The organism is Nioella ostreopsis (assembly GCF_004000255.1).
Classification (GTDB): domain Bacteria; phylum Pseudomonadota; class Alphaproteobacteria; order Rhodobacterales; family Rhodobacteraceae; genus Nioella; species Nioella ostreopsis.
The window spans coordinates 365,916-383,334 of record NZ_RCIQ01000001.1; the positions used below are offsets into that span (position 1 = coordinate 365,916).

Here is a 17,419-nt window from a genome sequence, read left to right on the forward strand (position 1 = left end):
GGCGCCCAAGAGGGCGCCTTTTTCCGTTCTTATTCCGCCGTCAGCAGCGGGGGTTTCTTCGACGTGATCCTCCGCGCGCCCGGTTCTTCGATGCGCAGGTCGATTTCGCCATCCTTGACGCCCACCTTGACGTTGCCGCCCTTGGCGAGCTTGCCGAACAGCAGCTCCTCGGCCAGCGGCTTCTTGATATGTTCCTGGATCACGCGGCCAAGCGGGCGGGCGCCCATGCGGTCGTCATACCCCTTGTCAGCCAGCCATTCCGCCGCCGGACGGGTGAGCTCGATGGTCACATTGCGATCCATCAGCTGCGCTTCCAGTTGCAGCACGAATTTCTCGACCACTTGCAGGATCACCTCTTTCGGCAGGGTGCCGAAGGAAATCACCGCGTCCAGACGGTTGCGGAATTCCGGTGTGAAGGTGCGTTCGATGGCAGCGGTATCCTCGCCCTCGCGCCGGTCGCGGCCAAAACCGATGGCAGATTTCGCCTGCTCCGCCGCGCCCGCGTTCGAGGTCATGATCAGCACCACGTTGCGGAAATCGACGGACCGGCCGTTGTGATCGGTCAGCGTGCCGTGGTCCATCACCTGCAACAGGATGTTGAACACGTCCGGATGCGCCTTTTCGATCTCATCGAGCAGCAGCACGCAATGCGGGTGCTGGTCGATGCCGTCGGTCAGCAATCCGCCCTGGTCGAAGCCCACATAGCCCGGAGGCGCGCCAATGAGGCGGCTGACCGCGTGCTTTTCCATGTATTCCGACATGTCGAAGCGCAGCAGTTCCACCCCGAGCGTATCGGCCAGTTGTTTGGCCACCTCGGTCTTGCCGACGCCGGTGGGGCCGGCAAACAGGTAGTTGCCAATCGGCTTTTCCGGCTCGCGCAGTCCTGCACGGGCGAGCTTGATGGCGCTGGACAGCGCCTCGATGGCCTTGTCCTGGCCGAACACCACGCGCTTGAGGCTGCGTTCGAGATCCTTCAGCACCTCGGCATCGTCCTTCGAGACGTTCTTGGGCGGGATGCGGGCGATCTTGGCCACCACGGCCTCGATCTCCTTCGCGCCGATGGTCTTGCGGCGCTTGGATTCCGCCACCAGATGCTGCGCGGCCCCGGCTTCGTCGATCACGTCGATGGCCTTGTCGGGCAGCTTGCGGTCATTGATGTAACGCGCCGACAGTTCCACCGCTGTCTTGATTGCGTCATTGGTGTATTTGATGTCGTGATGCTCCTCGAAATAGGGCTTGAGGCCCTTGAGGATCTTGATCGTGTCCTCGACCGACGGCTCGTTCACGTCGATCTTCTGGAACCGGCGGGACAGCGCGCGATCCTTCTCGAAATGCTGACGGAATTCCTTGTAAGTCGTCGATCCCATGCAGCGCAGCTTGCCGCCCTGAAGGGCGGGTTTCAGCAGGTTCGAGGCGTCCATTGCCCCGCCAGATGTCGCGCCCGCACCGATCACGGTGTGGATCTCGTCGATGAAGAGAACCGCGTCGGGGTGTTCCTCCAACTCGCTGACAACGGCCTTGAGCCGCTCCTCGAAATCGCCGCGATAGCGGGTGCCAGCCAGCAGCGCGCCCATGTCGAGCGAATAGATCGTAGCACCTTGCAGCACTTCGGGGGTCTGCCGTTCGACGATCTTCTTGGCCAGACCTTCGGCAATGGCGGTCTTGCCGACCCCGGGGTCGCCCACCAGAAGCGGGTTGTTCTTGCGACGGCGGCAAAGAACCTGGATGCAGCGTTCGACCTCGTGTTCACGACCGATCAGCGGGTCGACATCGCCCTTGATCGACTTGGCATTCAGATCGACACAGTATTTCGCCAGCGCCGATTCCTTGCCGTCGCCGTCCGGCGTGGCATCGGACGCGCCGTGCAGGCCTTCCTCTTCCGTAGCGCCGGTGACGGGACGGGATTCGCCGAAGGAGGGGTCCTTGGCGACGCCATGGGCGATGAAGTTGACCGCGTCGTAACGGGTCATGTCCTGTTCCTGCAGGAAATAGGCGGCATTCGATTCGCGTTCGGCGAAGATGGCGACCAATACATTGGCACCGGTCACCTCGGTGCGGCCGGAGCTTTGCACATGGATCGCGGCGCGCTGGATCACGCGCTGGAAGGCGGCGGTCGGCACCGCCTCGGAGCCTTCCACATCGGTGACCAGCGTCGACAGCTCTTCGTCGATGAATTCAACAAGGGTCTGGCGCAGCTCTTCGAGATCGACGGAGCAGGCCTGCATGACCTTCATCGCGTCGGGCTCTTCCAGAAGGGCGAGCAGCAGATGTTCCAAAGTTGCGAGTTCATGACGGCGCGCATTGGCATTCGCCAGTGCGGCGTGGATGGCCTGCTCAAGGGTGTTCGAAAACGACGGCACTGCCTGTGCTCCTTTCGTTGCGCCGGACGGGCGAAGGGGCGCTCGCGTCCGACAGTGGCCTCATACTGTTAAGGTTCGGTTTTTGTCCGCACAGTTCAAGGTATTTCTCTTCAATTTTTCTTCGGGCCGCTGCCATTTTTCGTGAAGTCGCATTTTTGGGCGGCGATTGAGGGTCAAAAGGGGCGCACCTGTCAGAATCGATCCTTTCGGGCGCGGATTTCGGTAAAGACTGCCACGTCGTCGGCAGTCTCCAGTCCAAGCTGCGCGCGGATGGCAGGGTCATGGGCGCGCAGGAAGGGGTTGGTGTCCAGTTCTTCCTGCAGGGTCGAGGGCACCGTGGGCCGCCCTTCGGCCCGGGCGGCGTCGATGGCCCTTGACCGAGAGATAAGCGCCGGATTGCCCGGATCAATGGTCAGCGCGAATTTCGCGTTGCTGGCGGTGTATTCGTGGCCGGAACAGACCAGGGTTTCCGGGGGCAGGGCGGCCAGGCGGGCAAGGCTTGCATGCATCATCTCCGGTGTGCCTTCGAAAAGCCGCCCGCAGCCAAGCGCCATCAGGCTGTCGGCGGTGAAAACGGCGGAGCTGTCGGGGAAGTGAAAGGCGATATGGCCGACGGTATGGCCGGACACCTCGATCACCGTGCCGCTTTCGCCACCGATTGTCACCGCGTCGCCGGGATTGACCGCGTGATCCAACGGCGGCAGCCGACCCGCGTCAGCGGCATTACCCCATGTCTTTGCGCCCGTGGCCTCGACCAATGGCGCGACCCCGTCGATATGGTCCCAATGATGGTGGGTGATCAGGATATCGGTCAGCGTCCAGCCCCGCGCGGCCAGCTCAGCCTGAATGGGCTCCGGATCGGGAACATCGACCACGGCCGTGGCCCCGGTGGTCGCATCGTGCAGCAGGAATGCATAATTATCGGCAAGGCAGGGCACGGTGATGATCTGCAAGGGCATGGCAAATTCCTTCTTCCCGGTTAAGCTGGCCCTGACCGTCGCCCAAACCCGAGGGGGTTGCAATGCATCTCGACGTGCTGGACCTGCGCCAGTTCTACTACCGGACCCGGTTGGGCCGCATTGCTCAGAAGGCAGTGCGCGACCAGGTGACGGCGTTCTGGCCCGAGGCACGGGGGCAGACGGTCGTTGGATTCGGTTTCGCGGTGCCTTTGCTGCGCCCCTATCTGGGCGAGGCGGAACGGGTCATCGGCCTGATGCCGGGGGCGCAGGGGGTGATGCCCTGGCCCGCCGGTCAGGACAATGTCAGTGTCCTGTGCCACGAAACCCGCTGGCCGCTGCCCGCGGGGCTTGTCGACAGACTTGTCTGCCTGCACGGGCTGGAAACCTCTCAGCATCCGGCGGCGGTGCTGGAGGAATGCCACCGGGTGCTGGCACCGGGAGGCAAGGCGCTGTTCATCGTGCCGAACCGGGGCGGGCTATGGGCCCGGCGCGACGCGACGCCCTTCGGCTTTGGCCGACCCTATTCGCTTGGCCAGCTGGAGGAACAGATCCGCAACCACGGGTTCGAACCCGAACGTCATCGCGCCGCGCTCTTCGCGCCGCCAAGTCAGGCGCGGTTCTGGCTCAGGAGCGCGGAGTTGGTCGAGAATATGGGCCGCAAACTGTCCAGCTACTATGCGGGCGGCGTCATCATGCTGGAGGCCAGAAAGCACACATTCGCCCCCACACGGCCCGGTTTGGCAGAGCGCGTCAAACGTCCCCTGCGCATCCTCGATTCTGCGCCCCAGCCCGCCCGCGTGAGGGATAATGACGCGGCGCAGGGTCTTGTTCAGCTCTCACGGGACGGGTGAATCGAGGGCATACCGTGGTGTGCCAAGGCATACAGTTGCACCTGACTCGCGCCTTATCCACAGAAAAAGCAGGAAAAAACGTTAGCTTCAAAGCGTCGCAGGACGGTGAAATGCGTCAAAACCCCGGAAAAACAGGGGGTTCAGCGGATTCCCGCCAATTGCCGTGGCTGTTGCAGGCTGCAGAACCCTCTGCTACATCCAGCGCGATTTCAGGTGGGCGGGGACAGATACCGCCTTTAGACAGAACCGCCGGGCACACCGCAGGGTGTGGTCCCGGCCACTGTATCGGAAGGGTGGACGTGTCGGAAACAGCTTCGATCTCGACCGGCATTGCCTCGCGTTACGCGACGGCGGTGTTCGATCTTGCCACAGAGGATAATGCGCTCACTGCGCTCGAGGCCGATCTGGCCACGCTGGAAGCCGCTCTGGCCGACAGCGAAGACCTGCGAGAGCTGATCGCATCGCCGATCTATTCGCGCGAAGACATGCAGGCCGGTATCGCGGCCGTCGCTTCGGCCATGGGCCTTGGCGCAATCATGTCCAACACGCTGAAACTGATGGCCAGCAAGCGCCGTCTGTTCGTCGTGCCGCAGATGATCGCCGCGCTGCGCGAGAAGATTGCAGATCACAAAGGCGAAGTGACCGCCGATGTCGTGTCGGCCAAGGCGCTGACCAAAACCCAGTCCGACAAGCTCGCGAAGGCCCTCAAGGCTGCCGTTGGCAAGGACGTGAAACTGAATGCAACCGTCGATGAACGCATCATTGGCGGTCTTGTCGTTAAGGTGGGCTCGAAGATGATCGACACGTCGATCCGCTCCAAGCTCAACACCCTCCAGAACACTATGAAAGAGGTCGGATAAATGACTATCCAAGCAGCCGAGATCTCTGCGATCCTCAAGGAGCAGATCAAGAGCTTTGGCCAGGAGGCCGAAGTCGCCGAGGTGGGCCGTGTGCTTTCCGTTGGTGACGGTATCGCCCGTGTTTACGGTCTGGACAATGTCCAGGCAGGTGAGATGGTCGAATTCCCCGGCGGCATCATGGGGATGGCGCTGAACCTCGAATCCGACAATGTCGGCGTCGTGATCTTCGGCTCCGACCGGGACATCAAGGAAGGTGACACCGTCAAGCGCACCAACTCGATCGTGGACGTGCCCGCGGGCGACGGTCTGCTCGGTCGTGTTGTCGATGGTCTGGGCAACCCGATCGACGGCAAGGGCCCGATCGTGTCCTCCGAGCGTCGCGTGGCCGACAGCAAGGCGCCGGGCATCATCCCGCGTAAGTCGGTGCATGAACCGATGGCAACCGGCCTGAAATCCGTTGACGCCATGATCCCGATCGGCCGTGGCCAGCGGGAACTGATCATCGGCGACCGTCAGACCGGCAAGACCGCCGTGGCGCTCGACGCGATCCTGAACCAGAAATCCTACAACGATGCCGCCGGCGACGACGAGAGCAAGAAGCTCTACTGCGTCTACGTGGCTGTCGGCCAGAAGCGCTCGACCGTTGCGCAGCTGGTGAAGAAGCTGGAAGAAACCGGCGCGATCGACTACTCGATCGTCGTGGCCGCCACCGCATCCGACCCCGCGCCGATGCAGTTCCTGGCCCCCTACGCCGCAACAGCAATGGCGGAATACTTCCGCGACAATGGCCGCCACGCGCTGATCATCTATGATGACCTGTCCAAGCAGGCCGTGTCCTATCGCCAGATGTCGCTGCTGCTGCGCCGCCCGCCGGGTCGTGAAGCTTACCCCGGTGACGTTTTCTACCTCCACTCCCGCCTGCTGGAGCGTTCCGCGAAGCTGAACGAAGACCACGGCGCTGGCTCGCTGACCGCTCTGCCGATCATCGAAACCCAGGGCGGCGACGTGTCGGCCTTTATTCCGACCAACGTGATCTCGATCACCGACGGCCAGATCTTCCTGGAAACCGAGCTGTTCTACCAGGGCATCCGTCCCGCCGTGAACACCGGTCTGTCGGTGTCTCGTGTGGGCTCCTCCGCTCAGACCAAGGCGATGTCCTCGGTTGCCGGTCCAGTGAAACTGTCGCTCGCTCAGTACCGCGAAATGGCGGCCTTCGCCCAGTTCGGGTCCGACCTCGACGCCGCAACTCAGCGCCTGCTGAACCGTGGTGCCCGTCTGACCGAGCTGATGAAGCAGCCCCAGTACTCGCCGCTGACCAACGCGGAAATCGTCTGCGTCATCTACGCCGGCACCAACGGGTATCTCGACAAGGTCGCGATGTCCGATGTGGGCCGTTTCGAAGCCGGCCTGCTGGCGCATCTGCGCGGCAAGCACGAGGCTCTGCTGGATGACATCACCAACAATGACCGCAAGGTCAAAGGTGAGCTTGAAGACAAGGTCAAGACAGCACTCGACGAATTCGCCGCTGATTTCGCATAAGGAGGTCAGGCAATGCCAAACCTCAAGGACCTAAAAAACAGGATCGAGTCGGTCAAATCGACCCGCAAGATCACCAAGGCGATGCAAATGGTCGCCGCCGCCAAACTGCGCCGCGCGCAGGATGCGGCGGAGGCCGGTCGCCCCTATGCCGAGCGGATGAATGCCGTCATGGGCGGCCTCGCCGCCTCGGTCGGCAATTCCGACGGTGCCCCGCGTCTTCTGGCGGGCACCGGGTCCGATCAGACCCACCTGCTGGTGGTGCTGACGGCCGAGCGGGGGCTGTGCGGTGGCTTCAACTCGACGATCGTGCGTCTCGTGCGCAGCCGGATCGCCGATTTGCAGGCACACGGCAAGACCGTGAAGATCCTGACCGTGGGCAAGAAGGGCCGCGAACAGCTGCGCCGGGACTATGCCGATCTGATGGTGGGTCATGTCGACCTGTCTGACGTGAAGCGTGTCGGCTATGCCAATGCCGCCGAGATCGCCGCTGACGTCCTTGCGCGTTTCGACGCCGGGGAATTCGACGTTGCCTCGATCTACTTCAACACCTTCCAATCGGTGATCAGCCAGATCCCGACCGAAACCCAGATCATTCCGGCCAAGTTCGATGCGCCCGAGGCGGACGATGCCTCGACGCTCTACGACTACGAGCCGTCGGAAGAGGCCATTCTGGAAGACTTGCTGCCGCGCGGTGTCGCCACGCAGATCTTCTCGGCCCTGCTGGAAAACGGGGCGTCCGAACAGGGCGCACGGATGTCGGCGATGGACAACGCGACGCGCAACGCAGGCGACATGATCGACAGGCTGACGATCGAGTACAACCGTTCGCGTCAGGCCGTCATCACCAACGAGCTGATCGAAATCATTTCGGGCGCCGAGGCGCTCTGACGTAATCTGGAGACACGACATGGCACAAGCAGTCGGGAAAATCACGCAGGTCATCGGCGCCGTCGTTGACGTTAAGTTCGAGGACAACCTGCCCGAGATCCTCAACGCGCTGAACACCGAGAACAACGGCAAGAAGCTGGTTCTCGAAGTGGCGCAGCATCTTGGTGAAAACACCGTTCGGACCATCGCTATGGACGCAACCGAAGGTCTGGTGCGCGGCGCTGTCGTCACCGACACCGGCGCCCCCATTTCGGTTCCGGTCGGCAACGCCACCCTGGGCCGCATCCTGAACGTCATCGGTGAACCCGTTGACGAAAAGGGCCCGGTGAACGCAAGCGAAACCCGCGCCATCCACCAGCCCGCACCGGAATTCGAAGAGCAGTCCACTGCCTCCGAGATCCTGGTCACCGGCATCAAGGTGGTCGACCTTCTGGCCCCCTATTCCAAGGGTGGTAAGATCGGCCTCTTCGGCGGCGCCGGCGTGGGCAAGACCGTTCTCATCATGGAACTGATCAACAACATCGCAAAGGTGCACTCGGGCTATTCCGTGTTCGCCGGTGTTGGGGAACGGACCCGTGAAGGCAACGACCTCTACCACGAGATGATTGAATCCAACGTGATCAAGCCCGACAACCTGGAAGAATCGCAGGTTGCCCTGGTCTACGGTCAGATGAACGAGCCTCCGGGGGCGCGTGCCCGCGTTGCGCTGACCGGCCTGACCCTGGCCGAGCAGTTCCGCGACCAGTCCGGGACCGACGTTCTGTTCTTCGTCGACAACATCTTCCGCTTCACCCAGGCCGGTTCCGAGGTGTCCGCACTTCTGGGTCGTATCCCCTCAGCTGTGGGCTACCAGCCGACGCTGGCCACCGACATGGGCGCGATGCAGGAACGCATTACCTCGACCAAGCAGGGCTCGATCACCTCGATCCAGGCCGTCTACGTTCCCGCGGACGACCTTACCGACCCGGCTCCGGCCACCACCTTCGCCCACCTCGACGCAACCACCGTTCTGTCGCGTGCGATTTCGGAACTCGGCATCTACCCGGCCGTGGACCCGCTCGACAGCTCCAGCCGGATCCTCGATCCGCAGGTTGTCGGGGAAGAGCACTACCAGGTTGCCCGTGACGTTCAGGGGATCCTTCAGCGCTACAAGTCGCTGCAGGACATCATCGCCATCCTCGGGATGGACGAACTGTCGGAAGAGGACAAGCTGACCGTGGCCCGCGCCCGGAAGATCCAGCGTTTCCTTTCGCAGCCCTTCGACGTGGCGAAAGTGTTCACCGGCTCCGATGGTGTTCAGGTCCCGCTGGAAGACACGATTTCGTCCTTCAAGGCGGTTGTCGCTGGCGAGTATGACCACCTGCCCGAAGCAGCCTTCTACATGGTTGGCGGCATCGACGAAGTGATCGCAAAAGCCGAGCGCCTGGCCGCAGAAGCAGCCTAAGGAGTAACCGATGGCCGATATGATGCAGTTCGACCTTGTGTCGCCGGAAAAGAGGCTCGCCTCTTTCGAAGCGTCCTCGGTCCAGATTCCGGGTGCCGACGGCGACCTGACGGCGATGCCGGGGCACAGCCCCGTCATCACCACCCTGCGTCCGGGCGTGGTCCGGGTGCAGTCGGCCGAGGGTGACAAGAGCTATGTCGTGACCTCCGGCTTTGTCGAGGTCACCGCAGGTTCCGTCTCGGTGATCGCCGAGCGCGCCCATGCCGGGGACGAGGTCCGCAAGGACGACCTCTCCGATCTTCTGGAAGAGGCCCGCGCAAAGGCCGCTTCCGCCGAAGCCGATCAGAAAGACGGGGCCGAGAAATTCGTCGCCGATCTGGTCCAGCTTCTGGAAGACATGGAATAAGCCCGCTGCCCGGCGGCAAGACAAGACGACACGCCCCGCGCCTGACCGGTTGCGGGGCGTTTTCTTTTCTACATTTTTGTGAACGCCTTTCTTCCCAATACTGCCGTATTTATCTTCCACTAACGGCTCGGGCATAGCGATTGAGCAGATGAAAAAGATCAGAAACAACCTCGTTGGCGTCGATCAGGGCAGCCATTTGCTGTTCGAGGATTACGATGTCGGCGGCGAAATGTGGACCGGCTCGGGCAACCGGGAGGTCTGGCATCCGGTGCGTTTCGCGCAGCCCTTCAAGTCACCGCCCGCCGTCCATGTCTCCGTCACCATGTGGGACATGTCGACCGAGGCCAATCAACGCGCCGATATCCGGGCGGCCAATATTCGCAACGACGGGTTCGAACTGGTCTTCACCACCTGGGAAGACACCAAGATCGCCCGCGTCCGTGCCGACTGGATGGCGATTGGCGAACTGCCCTATGAGGATGACTGGGATCTTTATTGATCCCCTCCGTCCTGAACCTCGATGGCGGTTGTCTTGGCCTTGTGCTCAGGCTCCACATGGATGGTGATATTGGCATCGGGCACCGCTTCCCGCAGCGCCCCCTCAACCCTATCGCAGATTTCATGGGATACCGTCACCGTGGTGTCGCCCGGCATGACGAGGTGAAAGTCGATGAAGGTCACCTTGCCCGCATGCCTTGTGCGCAGGTCATGGGCCTGCACCGCGCCCGTGGCGTGCGAGGCGATGACATCGCGGATCACCTGTAGCGTTCCCTCCGGCACTGCCTCATCCAGCAGACCGTTCAGCGAATCCTTGATCACCTTCGATCCCGACCAGAGGATATTCACCGCGACAATCGCTGCCATGATCGGATCGAGCAGCCAGAACCCGGTGGCCCAGGCCAGCAGGATGCCAATCGCCACGCCGCCAGAGGTGACCACATCCGCCAGCAGGTGCTTGCCATCGGCCACGAGCGCCGGGGATCGTTCCCGCCGCCCCCAGGTCAGCAGAACCCAGCACCAGACGCCATTCAGACCCGTCGCCAGACCGTTGATCAGCAACCCCTCCAGCGGCGCGTCAATGGGCATAGGGGCGAAGAGACCGGCATAGGCTTCCCGCAGGATCACTAGCGCCGCGATGACGATCATCACGCCTTCCAGCACCGCACTGAAGAACTCTGCCTTGTGATGGCCATAGGGGTGGTTGGCGTCAGCGGGCAGGGCCGCAACCCGCACCGCAATCAGCGCCGCAAGGGCCGTGACCACATTGACCGTGCTTTCCAGCGCGTCCGACAGCAGCGCCACCGACCCGGTGATCCAATAGGCCAGCCCCTTCAGGGCCAGCACCACAAACCCGAGGATCAGGCTGCCGATGGCGAGTTTGATGGTCGTGGTCACGGGCAGAAACCCCCGGTGAAGCCTGTCGCGCAGTCCGTATCAGCCCGCTGCCTGGCCCGACCCTCGCAGGGCAAGGTGTCAGACGCGCGAATACATGCCTTCGTAGATCGGCGCGAGCGTTTCATCCTGGAACAGCGAGGACACGGAGGTGCCCGACCAGGTGTTCAGAATGGCCTGAGCGAACATCGGCGCGGTCGGCACGATGCGGATATTGGGTGCGGATTTGGTGGCTTCTGTCGCCTCGATGGAATCCGTCACGACCAGCGATTTCATCACCGATTTGCTGACCCGGTCAATCGCGGGGCCGGACAGGACGCCATGGGTGATGTAGGAATGCACTTCCTTCGCGCCATGTTCCATCAGCACCTCGGCCGCCTTGCACAGCGTTCCCGCGGTGTCGCAGATGTCGTCCACGATAATGCATTTCTTGCCGGTCACGTCGCCGATCACGGTCATTTCCGCAATCTCGCCCGGCTTCTCGCGGCGCTTGTCCACGATGGACAGCGGCGCATTGATCCGCTTGGCCAGTTCCCGCGCCCGCGCCACGCCGCCCACATCGGGCGAGATCACCATGATATCCTCCATCTGCCCCTTGAAGTGGTGCAGGATATCCAGCGCGAAGATCGGCGCGGCATAGAGGTTGTCAACGGGAATGTCGAAAAAGCCCTGGATCTGGGTGGCGTGCAGGTCCAGCGTCAGGATGCGTTCGATTCCTGCGCCGACCAGCATGTTGGCCACCAGCTTGGCGGTGATCGGTGTGCGCGCCTTGGTGCGGCGATCCTGACGGGCATAGCCGAAATAGGGGATCACGGCGGTGATGCGGCTAGCCGAGGAGCGGCGCAGCGCATCTGCCATGATCAGCAGTTCCATCAGGTTGTCATTGGCGGGGTTCGAGGTGCTCTGGATGATGAACATGTCCTCGCCGCGCACGTTCTCGTAGACCTCGACGAAGATTTCCGCGTCGTTGAACCGTTCGACCCGGGCCTCCACAAGGCCAACGGACATGCCCCGGTGGAGCGACATCCGGCGGGCGATGGCCTGGGCCAGCGGGCGGTTGGAATTGCCGGAAATGAGCTTGGGATCGGATGCGGACATGGCAGCTGTCTCTCGGTGTGCTTTTGTAACGGGGCGTTGACACCCCCTAGCATCCGGCTACCAATCGCGAAAGACCAAAGGAAGGTGCGACATGGCTAACATCGACTACTATTTTTCCACCCTGTCTCCGTTCACATATCTCGCGGGCACGCGGTTGGAGGAAATCGCCGCGCGGCACGGGGCGGCTGTCACCTACAAGCCGATGGACATCATGACGCTGTTCACCCGCACCGGTGGCACCGCGCCGAAGGACCGGCACCCGGCACGCATGGCCTATCGCGGGCAGGAACTGCGCCGCGCACAGGTCAAGACCGGGCTGCCCCTGAACGCCAAGCCGATGTTTTGGCCCACCAATCCCGCGCCCGCGTCCTACGCAATCATCACGGCACAAAAGACCGGTGGCGGCGATCTGGCGGGGCTGGTCCATGGCATCCTGCGCGCCTGTTGGGCCGAGGAGAAGGACATCGCCGAAAACGACGTTGTGCGTGGCGTGTTGGAAGCCAACGGGTTCGACCCCGATCTTGCCGACAAGGGGATGCTGTCTGCAGCCGAGGAATATGCGCGCAATCTGGAAGAGGCGGTCTCCGCCAATGTCTTCGGCGCGCCTTTCTATGTGGTGGATGGGGCCGAGCATTTCTGGGGCCATGACCGGTTGGAAGATCTAGACCGATTCCTTGCGGGGGATCTGTGAGCGGGTTCGCACGCCATTGGGGCGAAGCGGGCGGCCGGGCGGTCCTGATGCTGCACTGTTCTCTGGCGCATTCCGGCGCATGGGAAGGGATGGTGCGGTCGCTTGGCCCCGGCTATCGCGTCACGGCGCCCGATATCCTCGGCCACGGCAAGGCCCCGGATATCGACCCGGCCCGCGACCTGCACGACCAGTGCCATGAGGCCGTGCTGCCGCATCTGCCCGAGGGTCGTTTCGACGCCATCGGCCACAGCTTTGGCGCGACGCTGGCGCTGCGGTTGGCCGAGGAGATGCCGGATCGCATCCGCAGCCTGACGCTGATCGAACCCGTGCTGTTTGCGGCGGCGAAGGGCAGCGGGGAATTCCGCTCCTACCGCGAAACCATATCGCATTTCGATCGGTTGCTGGCGGCCGGGACGCGGGAGGCAGCCGCACGGGAGTTTCTGCGCCTATGGGGAGCTGCGGGTGGGCTCGACGACATGCCAGAGGGCCAGCGGCGCTACATGATCGACCGCATCCATTTCATCAAGGCGTCGGATGATGCCCTGTTTCATGACAGCGCCGATCTGGTCTCGGGACTGGCACAGGTCCGGGCTCCGACCTTGCTTGTGCAGGGGGGGGATTGCCTGCCTGTTACCGCCGCCGTCCTTGACCGGATGGAGAAAGACATTCCAGACACCACCCGCGTCAGCGTCCCCGGCGCGGGCCATATGGTGCCGATCACCCATCCGGTGCCGGTGGCCAAGGCGGTTGCCGATCTGTTCGCGCGGGCGGGGTAGGGGGAAGGCGCTTCGAAGCGCCTTGGCAAGAGTTTTCGAAAACTCTTTCGCGCCCGCAGGCGACCCGCAGCGCAGAGATTACCCGTGAAAGAGCGCCAGCAGCCGTTCCACGGTCTCGTGTTCACAGGACCAGTCGCAGACGAAGCGGCAGCGGATGGGTTCGTCCTCCGGCCCGTCCAGAGACGCGTTGAACGGGAAGAGATAGTATTTTGCTCCCGCCGCCATTGCGCGTTTATGCGCCCCGCGCGGGATATGGGCGAAGATCATGTTGCCCGCGGGCTCGGCCTCAAGCGACGCGCCGGGCAGGGCCTTGATCCCCGCCGCGAGCTGCGCTGCCGCCGCATTGGCCTGCTCCGCCAGCCGCAGCCACAGCCCGTCGGTCACGTAGGCGTCCATCTGCGCGGACAGGAAGCGGTGCTTGGAGAAAAGATGCGCGCCCCGCTTGCGGCGCAGTTCCAGCTCCCACGCCTGCGCGGGGTCGAAGAAGACCACCGCCTCTACCCCCATGCAGCCATTCTTGGTGCCACCGAAGCTGACCGCATCGACCCCGGCCTTCCACGTCATTTCGGCGGGCGTGCAGCCAAGCGCCGCGCAGGCATTGGCAAAGCGTGCCCCGTCGAGATGGGTTTTCAACCCGTAGGATTTCGCCACATCCGTCACGGCGCGGATCTCGTCGAGCGTATAGGCGGTGCCAATCTCGGTGATGTTGGTGATCGAAACCGGCCCGCGCTGCACGCCGTGCACGCCCTTGTCGCCCGTGGCCTTGATCGCGGCATCGAGCCTTGTCGGGTCCATCTTGCCATCGGGCCCGTCCACCAGCACCAGCTTGGCGCCGTTGGTGTAGAACTCGGGCGCGCCGCATTCATCCTCTTCCGCATGGGCGATGCGATGGACGAAAACCCCGTCCCAGGGGTTTGCCAGCGTTGCCAGCGCCAGCGCATTGGCCGCCGTGCCCGTCGCCACCAGATGCACGCTGGCCTCCGGTGCCTCGAACAGATCGCGGATCTTTTGCGTCACACCCGGCATGATCGTGTCATTGCCATAGGGCATCTGGTAGCCCGCGTTGGCTCGGCAAACCGCGTCCATGATTTCGGGCGCGGCGGGGCCGGTGTTGTCGGAGGCAAAGATCATGTGCCGGGCTCCTCGATGATGTAGTCTTCCCACTCCTCTTCCGGCACCTCGAATTCGGGCACCGTCAGCCCGCGCATCGACACGCCGGCAGAATGGACGCTGTCGGGATCACCAGACACCAGAGGGTGCCAGTGGTAAAGGGGCTTGCCCTCGTGGCGCAGCCGATAGGCGCAGGTTTCGGGCATAAAATAGGCCACATCCGCCATGGTCTGCGGGGTCAGCTGGATGCATTCGGGGACCAGTGTCTTGCGGATCTCGTACTGTCCGCAGCGGCAGGTGTCGTCGTCCAGCAGGCGGCAGGCGACACGGGTCAGCGCAACCTCTCCGCTATCCTCGTCTTCCAGCTTGTTCAGGCAGCACTTGCCGCAGCCATCGCAAAGCGCTTCCCATTCGGCGGGCGTCAGCCTGGCCAGCGGCAGCGTCCAGAACTCGCGCCGCAAACGGCTCATGCCAGCGCCTTCAGGATCGCGCGGGCCTTGTCGCTGTCGGCATCCATCTGGGTGATCAGCGCATCCAGCCCGTCGAATTTCAGCTCGGGCCGCAGATAGTCGATCAGCGCGACAGAGAGATCGGTGCCGTAGAGATCGCCTTTGAAATCAAACAGAAAGGTCTCAAGATTCGGCACATCGCCGTTGAACATCGGCCGCACCCCAAGCGAGGCGACGCCGTGGTAATGGCCCGCATGAGGGCCATCGAGCACATCGACCAGCACCGCATAGACCCCCAGTTTCGGCAGGTGCAGCCCGTCGAGGTTCATGTTCGCCGTGGGATAGCCCAGTTGCCGGCCCCGCTTTTCGCCATGCACCACCAGCCCCTCGATCCGGTGCCAGTGCCCCAACATCGCGGCGGCATCGCGCGGACGGCCATCGGACAGGGCATTGCGGATATTGGTGGAGCTGATGGCCCCCAGATCGCCATGCAGGATCGGCACGATATCGACGTCGAACCCGAAGCGTCTGCCGAATTCGGTCAGCATCTCCGTGTTGCCAACGCGGCCCTTGCCGAAGCAGAAATCGGCGCCCACGATCACCCGTTTCAGGCCCAGACCCTCGGCCAGAACATCTCGCGCGAATTCTTCGGCGGTCAGGTGGGAGAGGGCGGTGTTGAAGGGCAGTTCGTAGAGAATGTCGACGCCGAGCTTTTCCAGCCGGTGCGCCTTGGCTTCGGCATTCATCAACCGGAACGGGGGCGCATCGGGCGCAAAGAACTGGCGCGGATGCGGTTCAAAGGTCAGGATGCCCAGTGGCAGACCCTCGACACGCGCCCGGTCGATCACATGCTGGTGGCCCAGGTGAACGCCGTCGAAATTGCCGATGGCGGCAGAGGCGCCGCGGTCTTCGGGTTGTGCATATTGATGGTCGCGCAAGACTCTCATGGCACCGGCTTAGCGGGCCTGATGGGCGAGGGCAAGCGGGGCTGAACGGGATTTGGCCCGCGGGACAGAGCAGGTCCGACTTTGTCTTCATGCAGGCCGGTTTCGCCGCCTGCGGCGTCGACCCGCGGGGGGCTAGCCCCCCGGACGCCCCAAGGTATTTTCCCCAAGATGAAAGGGTTAGTCGAATTTGCGAGAGGGGGCGAGAACCATGGCCTCGCCCTTGAGAACCGGCTTGCCGTCGATGGTACACTGGGTCTTCAGCGTCACGCGGCGCTTGGCGATGTCCATGTCTATCACCTCGACCTCTGCCCGGACCATGTCGCCGGGGCGCACGGGCGCGAGGAATTTCAGCGTCTGGCCAAGATAGACCGTGCCATGACCGGGCAGTTGTTCGCCGATCACGGCAGAGATCAGCCCGGCGGTCAGCATGCCGTGCGCGATGCGGCCCTCGAAAATCGTGTCCTGGGCGTAGTCGTCATCCAGATGGACCGGGTTGCGGTCGGTGGAGACCTCGGCGAAAAGCTCGATATCCCGGTCGGTCACCTGTTTCATCAGGTGGCGGGTCATGCCGATCTCGATATCTTCGATACAGATCGTTCCACGGGGGAAGTTGTCGAGCATATCTGGGGCCTCACGAGTCATCTTGACCTGTCTCATAGCGGAAACAGGCGAATGCTGCAATGCAGAAGTAACAATGTTCTGCAATGAGCCCCTTATGTCGCAACTATGTTGCTTGACGCCTAGCGCAGAAAGCCGATGGACCAGGTGGCTTCGACCTGCGCCGCGACCAGGGCGCGGTCCAGTTTTTCCGGGTCCGGCTGGTCGGTGGTGCCGGTGTCCTCGCGGCTGAGGCCGCCGGAAATGAACAGGGAATCAATGGGTTCGCCCTGTGCCCCCAGGATATCGGTCTTCAACCCGTCCCCCACGGCAAGGATGCGCTCTGGCGGGCAATCGACACCCGCCTGCGCCAGCCGCATCCGCGCCAGTTCGTAAATCGGCGCGTGGGGCTTGCCGAAATAGAGGCTTTCGCCGCCCATCTCGGTATAGAGCTGCGCCAGCGCGCCCGCGCACCATTCGCGGGTCTCTCCACGATCGACGACGATATCGGGATTCGCGCAGAGGAGTTTCAGGTTTTTCTGTTTTGCATACAGGAACTTAGGGCGCATCACCTCAGGGGCGGCGGAGGGGTCTTCGGGGCCGGTGCAGACGATGCCCTCGGCCTCTTCCAGCGGCACCTGGGTGATCTCGACCGAGTCGCTGACGACCTCCATGGGCGCGAAAAAGCTCTGGTCTTGGGGCTGGCCGATGAACCAGACCTTGCGGCCCACCAGACCGCGCAGCATGGCCGCGCGGGCGCTGTCGCCGGAACTGGCGATCCCATCCCAGCAATCGCGCGGAACGCCGATTTTTTCCAATTGTTTCTCGACACTTGCACGAGGTCGGGGGGAGTTCGTCAGAAGCAGGACATAGCCGCCTTTGGCCTTGAAGGCGCGCAGTGCCTCGACCGCCTCGGAAAAGGGGGTGTAGCCATTGTGCAGGCAGCCCCAGAGGTCGCAGTAGAGCACGTCGTAGCGGTCGGAAATCTCGGACAGCGAGCGGATGATGGTGGTCATTTTTGCCGGGCTCCTTCTGGGTCGGTGCCTGATTAC

The 17,419-nt window shown here is 62.9% G+C and carries 18 protein-coding genes; 9 read left to right on the forward strand and 9 right to left on the reverse strand.

Features of this window, described 5'->3' with window-relative positions; all coding sequences use genetic code 11:
* Positions 1-29 precede the first annotated feature (29 nt).
* Positions 30-2,360, reverse strand: coding sequence for an ATP-dependent Clp protease ATP-binding subunit ClpA (gene clpA / locus EP237_RS01860; protein ID WP_127557489.1), 2,331 nt, complete (start codon positions 2,358-2,360; stop codon positions 30-32).
* Between the two features lie 191 nt (positions 2,361-2,551).
* Positions 2,552-3,319 carry a hydroxyacylglutathione hydrolase gene (gene gloB, locus EP237_RS01865; protein WP_127557491.1) on the reverse strand — a complete coding sequence of 256 codons (768 nt, stop codon included), beginning with the start codon at positions 3,317-3,319 and terminating at the stop codon, positions 2,552-2,554.
* Positions 3,320-3,381: 62 nt separating this feature from the next.
* Between gloB and EP237_RS01870 the strand changes: the two genes are divergently transcribed.
* From EP237_RS01870 to EP237_RS01900, 7 genes are all read left to right on the forward strand, one after another.
* On the forward strand, positions 3,382-4,170 hold the full coding sequence (locus EP237_RS01870; RefSeq protein ID WP_127557493.1) for a class I SAM-dependent methyltransferase: 789 nt from the start codon (positions 3,382-3,384) through the stop codon (positions 4,168-4,170).
* 299 nt (positions 4,171-4,469) lie between these two features.
* Positions 4,470-5,030, forward strand: a complete 561-nt coding sequence (locus EP237_RS01875; protein ID WP_127557495.1) for a F0F1 ATP synthase subunit delta — start codon at positions 4,470-4,472, stop codon at positions 5,028-5,030.
* Complete coding sequence (atpA, locus tag EP237_RS01880; RefSeq protein ID WP_127557497.1) at positions 5,031-6,569, forward strand: F0F1 ATP synthase subunit alpha; 1,539 nt, start codon at positions 5,031-5,033, stop codon at positions 6,567-6,569.
* A gap of 12 nt (positions 6,570-6,581) precedes the next feature.
* A complete protein-coding gene (locus EP237_RS01885) occupies positions 6,582-7,457 on the forward strand; it encodes a F0F1 ATP synthase subunit gamma (protein ID WP_127557499.1) in 876 nt (291 codons plus the stop codon).
* A gap of 19 nt (positions 7,458-7,476) precedes the next feature.
* Complete coding sequence (gene atpD, locus EP237_RS01890) at positions 7,477-8,901, forward strand: F0F1 ATP synthase subunit beta (protein WP_127557501.1); 1,425 nt, start codon at positions 7,477-7,479, stop codon at positions 8,899-8,901.
* A 10-nt stretch (positions 8,902-8,911) separates the two neighbouring features.
* The gene (locus EP237_RS01895) at positions 8,912-9,307 is read left to right on the forward strand and encodes a F0F1 ATP synthase subunit epsilon (protein WP_127557503.1); all 396 of its coding nucleotides are present in this window, start codon (positions 8,912-8,914) and stop codon (positions 9,305-9,307) included.
* Positions 9,308-9,455: 148 nt separating this feature from the next.
* Entirely contained in the window at positions 9,456-9,806 is a 351-nt protein-coding gene (locus tag EP237_RS01900) for an H-type lectin domain-containing protein (protein WP_127557505.1), read from the forward strand.
* Here the strand turns inward: EP237_RS01900 and EP237_RS01905 are convergent.
* Both EP237_RS01905 and EP237_RS01910 read right to left on the reverse strand, forming a co-directional pair.
* A complete protein-coding gene (locus EP237_RS01905; RefSeq protein WP_127557508.1) occupies positions 9,800-10,702 on the reverse strand; it encodes a cation diffusion facilitator family transporter in 903 nt (300 codons plus the stop codon). The genes EP237_RS01900 and EP237_RS01905 overlap by 7 nt on opposite strands.
* Positions 10,703-10,780: 78 nt before the next feature.
* Positions 10,781-11,797: a ribose-phosphate pyrophosphokinase gene (locus EP237_RS01910; protein WP_127557510.1), complete on the reverse strand. Its 1,017-nt coding sequence runs from the start codon at positions 11,795-11,797 to the stop codon at positions 10,781-10,783.
* Between the two features lie 91 nt (positions 11,798-11,888).
* Between EP237_RS01910 and EP237_RS01915 the strand changes: the two genes are divergently transcribed.
* Entirely contained in the window at positions 11,889-12,488 is a 600-nt protein-coding gene (locus tag EP237_RS01915; RefSeq protein ID WP_127557512.1) for a 2-hydroxychromene-2-carboxylate isomerase, read from the forward strand.
* Entirely contained in the window at positions 12,485-13,264 is a 780-nt protein-coding gene (locus EP237_RS01920) for an alpha/beta fold hydrolase (protein ID WP_127557514.1), read from the forward strand. Before EP237_RS01915 ends, EP237_RS01920 begins: the two co-directional genes overlap by 4 nt.
* A gap of 78 nt (positions 13,265-13,342) precedes the next feature.
* Here EP237_RS01920 and EP237_RS01925 read toward each other — a convergent pair whose 3' ends face one another.
* From EP237_RS01925 to EP237_RS01945, 5 genes are all read right to left on the reverse strand, one after another.
* Positions 13,343-14,395 carry a threonine aldolase family protein gene (locus tag EP237_RS01925; protein WP_127557517.1) on the reverse strand — a complete coding sequence of 351 codons (1,053 nt, stop codon included), beginning with the start codon at positions 14,393-14,395 and terminating at the stop codon, positions 13,343-13,345.
* A complete protein-coding gene (locus EP237_RS01930) occupies positions 14,392-14,844 on the reverse strand; it encodes a YcgN family cysteine cluster protein (protein ID WP_127557519.1) in 453 nt (150 codons plus the stop codon). The genes EP237_RS01925 and EP237_RS01930 overlap by 4 nt, the downstream gene beginning before the upstream one ends.
* Positions 14,841-15,770, reverse strand: coding sequence for a bifunctional riboflavin kinase/FAD synthetase (locus tag EP237_RS01935; RefSeq protein ID WP_127557521.1), 930 nt, complete (start codon positions 15,768-15,770; stop codon positions 14,841-14,843). Before EP237_RS01935 ends, EP237_RS01930 begins: the two co-directional genes overlap by 4 nt.
* 177 nt (positions 15,771-15,947) lie before the next feature.
* The gene (locus EP237_RS01940) at positions 15,948-16,391 is read right to left on the reverse strand and encodes a MaoC family dehydratase (protein ID WP_127557808.1); all 444 of its coding nucleotides are present in this window, start codon (positions 16,389-16,391) and stop codon (positions 15,948-15,950) included.
* Positions 16,392-16,510: 119 nt separating this feature from the next.
* Positions 16,511-17,383, reverse strand: a complete 873-nt coding sequence (locus EP237_RS01945) for a TIGR01459 family HAD-type hydrolase (protein ID WP_127557523.1) — start codon at positions 17,381-17,383, stop codon at positions 16,511-16,513.
* Positions 17,384-17,419: the final 36 nt, after the last annotated feature.

What these genes read in the sequence shown, in the direction of transcription:
- EP237_RS01945 (WP_127557523.1), bottom strand. Translation starts at nt 17,383, where the DNA reads ATGACCACCATCATCCGCTCGCTGTCCGAGATTTCCGACCGCTACGAC.
- atpD (WP_127557501.1), top strand. Translation starts at nt 7,477, where the DNA reads ATGGCACAAGCAGTCGGGAAAATCACGCAGGTCATCGGCGCCGTCGTT.
- EP237_RS01930 (WP_127557519.1), bottom strand. Translation starts at nt 14,844, where the DNA reads ATGAGCCGTTTGCGGCGCGAGTTCTGGACGCTGCCGCTGGCCAGGCTG.
- EP237_RS01935 (WP_127557521.1), bottom strand. Translation starts at nt 15,770, where the DNA reads ATGAGAGTCTTGCGCGACCATCAATATGCACAACCCGAAGACCGCGGC.
- EP237_RS01910 (WP_127557510.1), bottom strand. Translation starts at nt 11,797, where the DNA reads ATGTCCGCATCCGATCCCAAGCTCATTTCCGGCAATTCCAACCGCCCG.
- EP237_RS01940 (WP_127557808.1), bottom strand. Translation starts at nt 16,391, where the DNA reads ATGCTCGACAACTTCCCCCGTGGAACGATCTGTATCGAAGATATCGAG.
- gloB (WP_127557491.1), bottom strand. Translation starts at nt 3,319, where the DNA reads ATGCCCTTGCAGATCATCACCGTGCCCTGCCTTGCCGATAATTATGCA.
- EP237_RS01925 (WP_127557517.1), bottom strand. Translation starts at nt 14,395, where the DNA reads ATGATCTTTGCCTCCGACAACACCGGCCCCGCCGCGCCCGAAATCATG.
- atpA (WP_127557497.1), top strand. Translation starts at nt 5,031, where the DNA reads ATGACTATCCAAGCAGCCGAGATCTCTGCGATCCTCAAGGAGCAGATC.
- EP237_RS01870 (WP_127557493.1), top strand. Translation starts at nt 3,382, where the DNA reads ATGCATCTCGACGTGCTGGACCTGCGCCAGTTCTACTACCGGACCCGG.
- EP237_RS01885 (WP_127557499.1), top strand. Translation starts at nt 6,582, where the DNA reads ATGCCAAACCTCAAGGACCTAAAAAACAGGATCGAGTCGGTCAAATCG.
- EP237_RS01895 (WP_127557503.1), top strand. Translation starts at nt 8,912, where the DNA reads ATGGCCGATATGATGCAGTTCGACCTTGTGTCGCCGGAAAAGAGGCTC.
- EP237_RS01915 (WP_127557512.1), top strand. Translation starts at nt 11,889, where the DNA reads ATGGCTAACATCGACTACTATTTTTCCACCCTGTCTCCGTTCACATAT.
- EP237_RS01900 (WP_127557505.1), top strand. Translation starts at nt 9,456, where the DNA reads ATGAAAAAGATCAGAAACAACCTCGTTGGCGTCGATCAGGGCAGCCAT.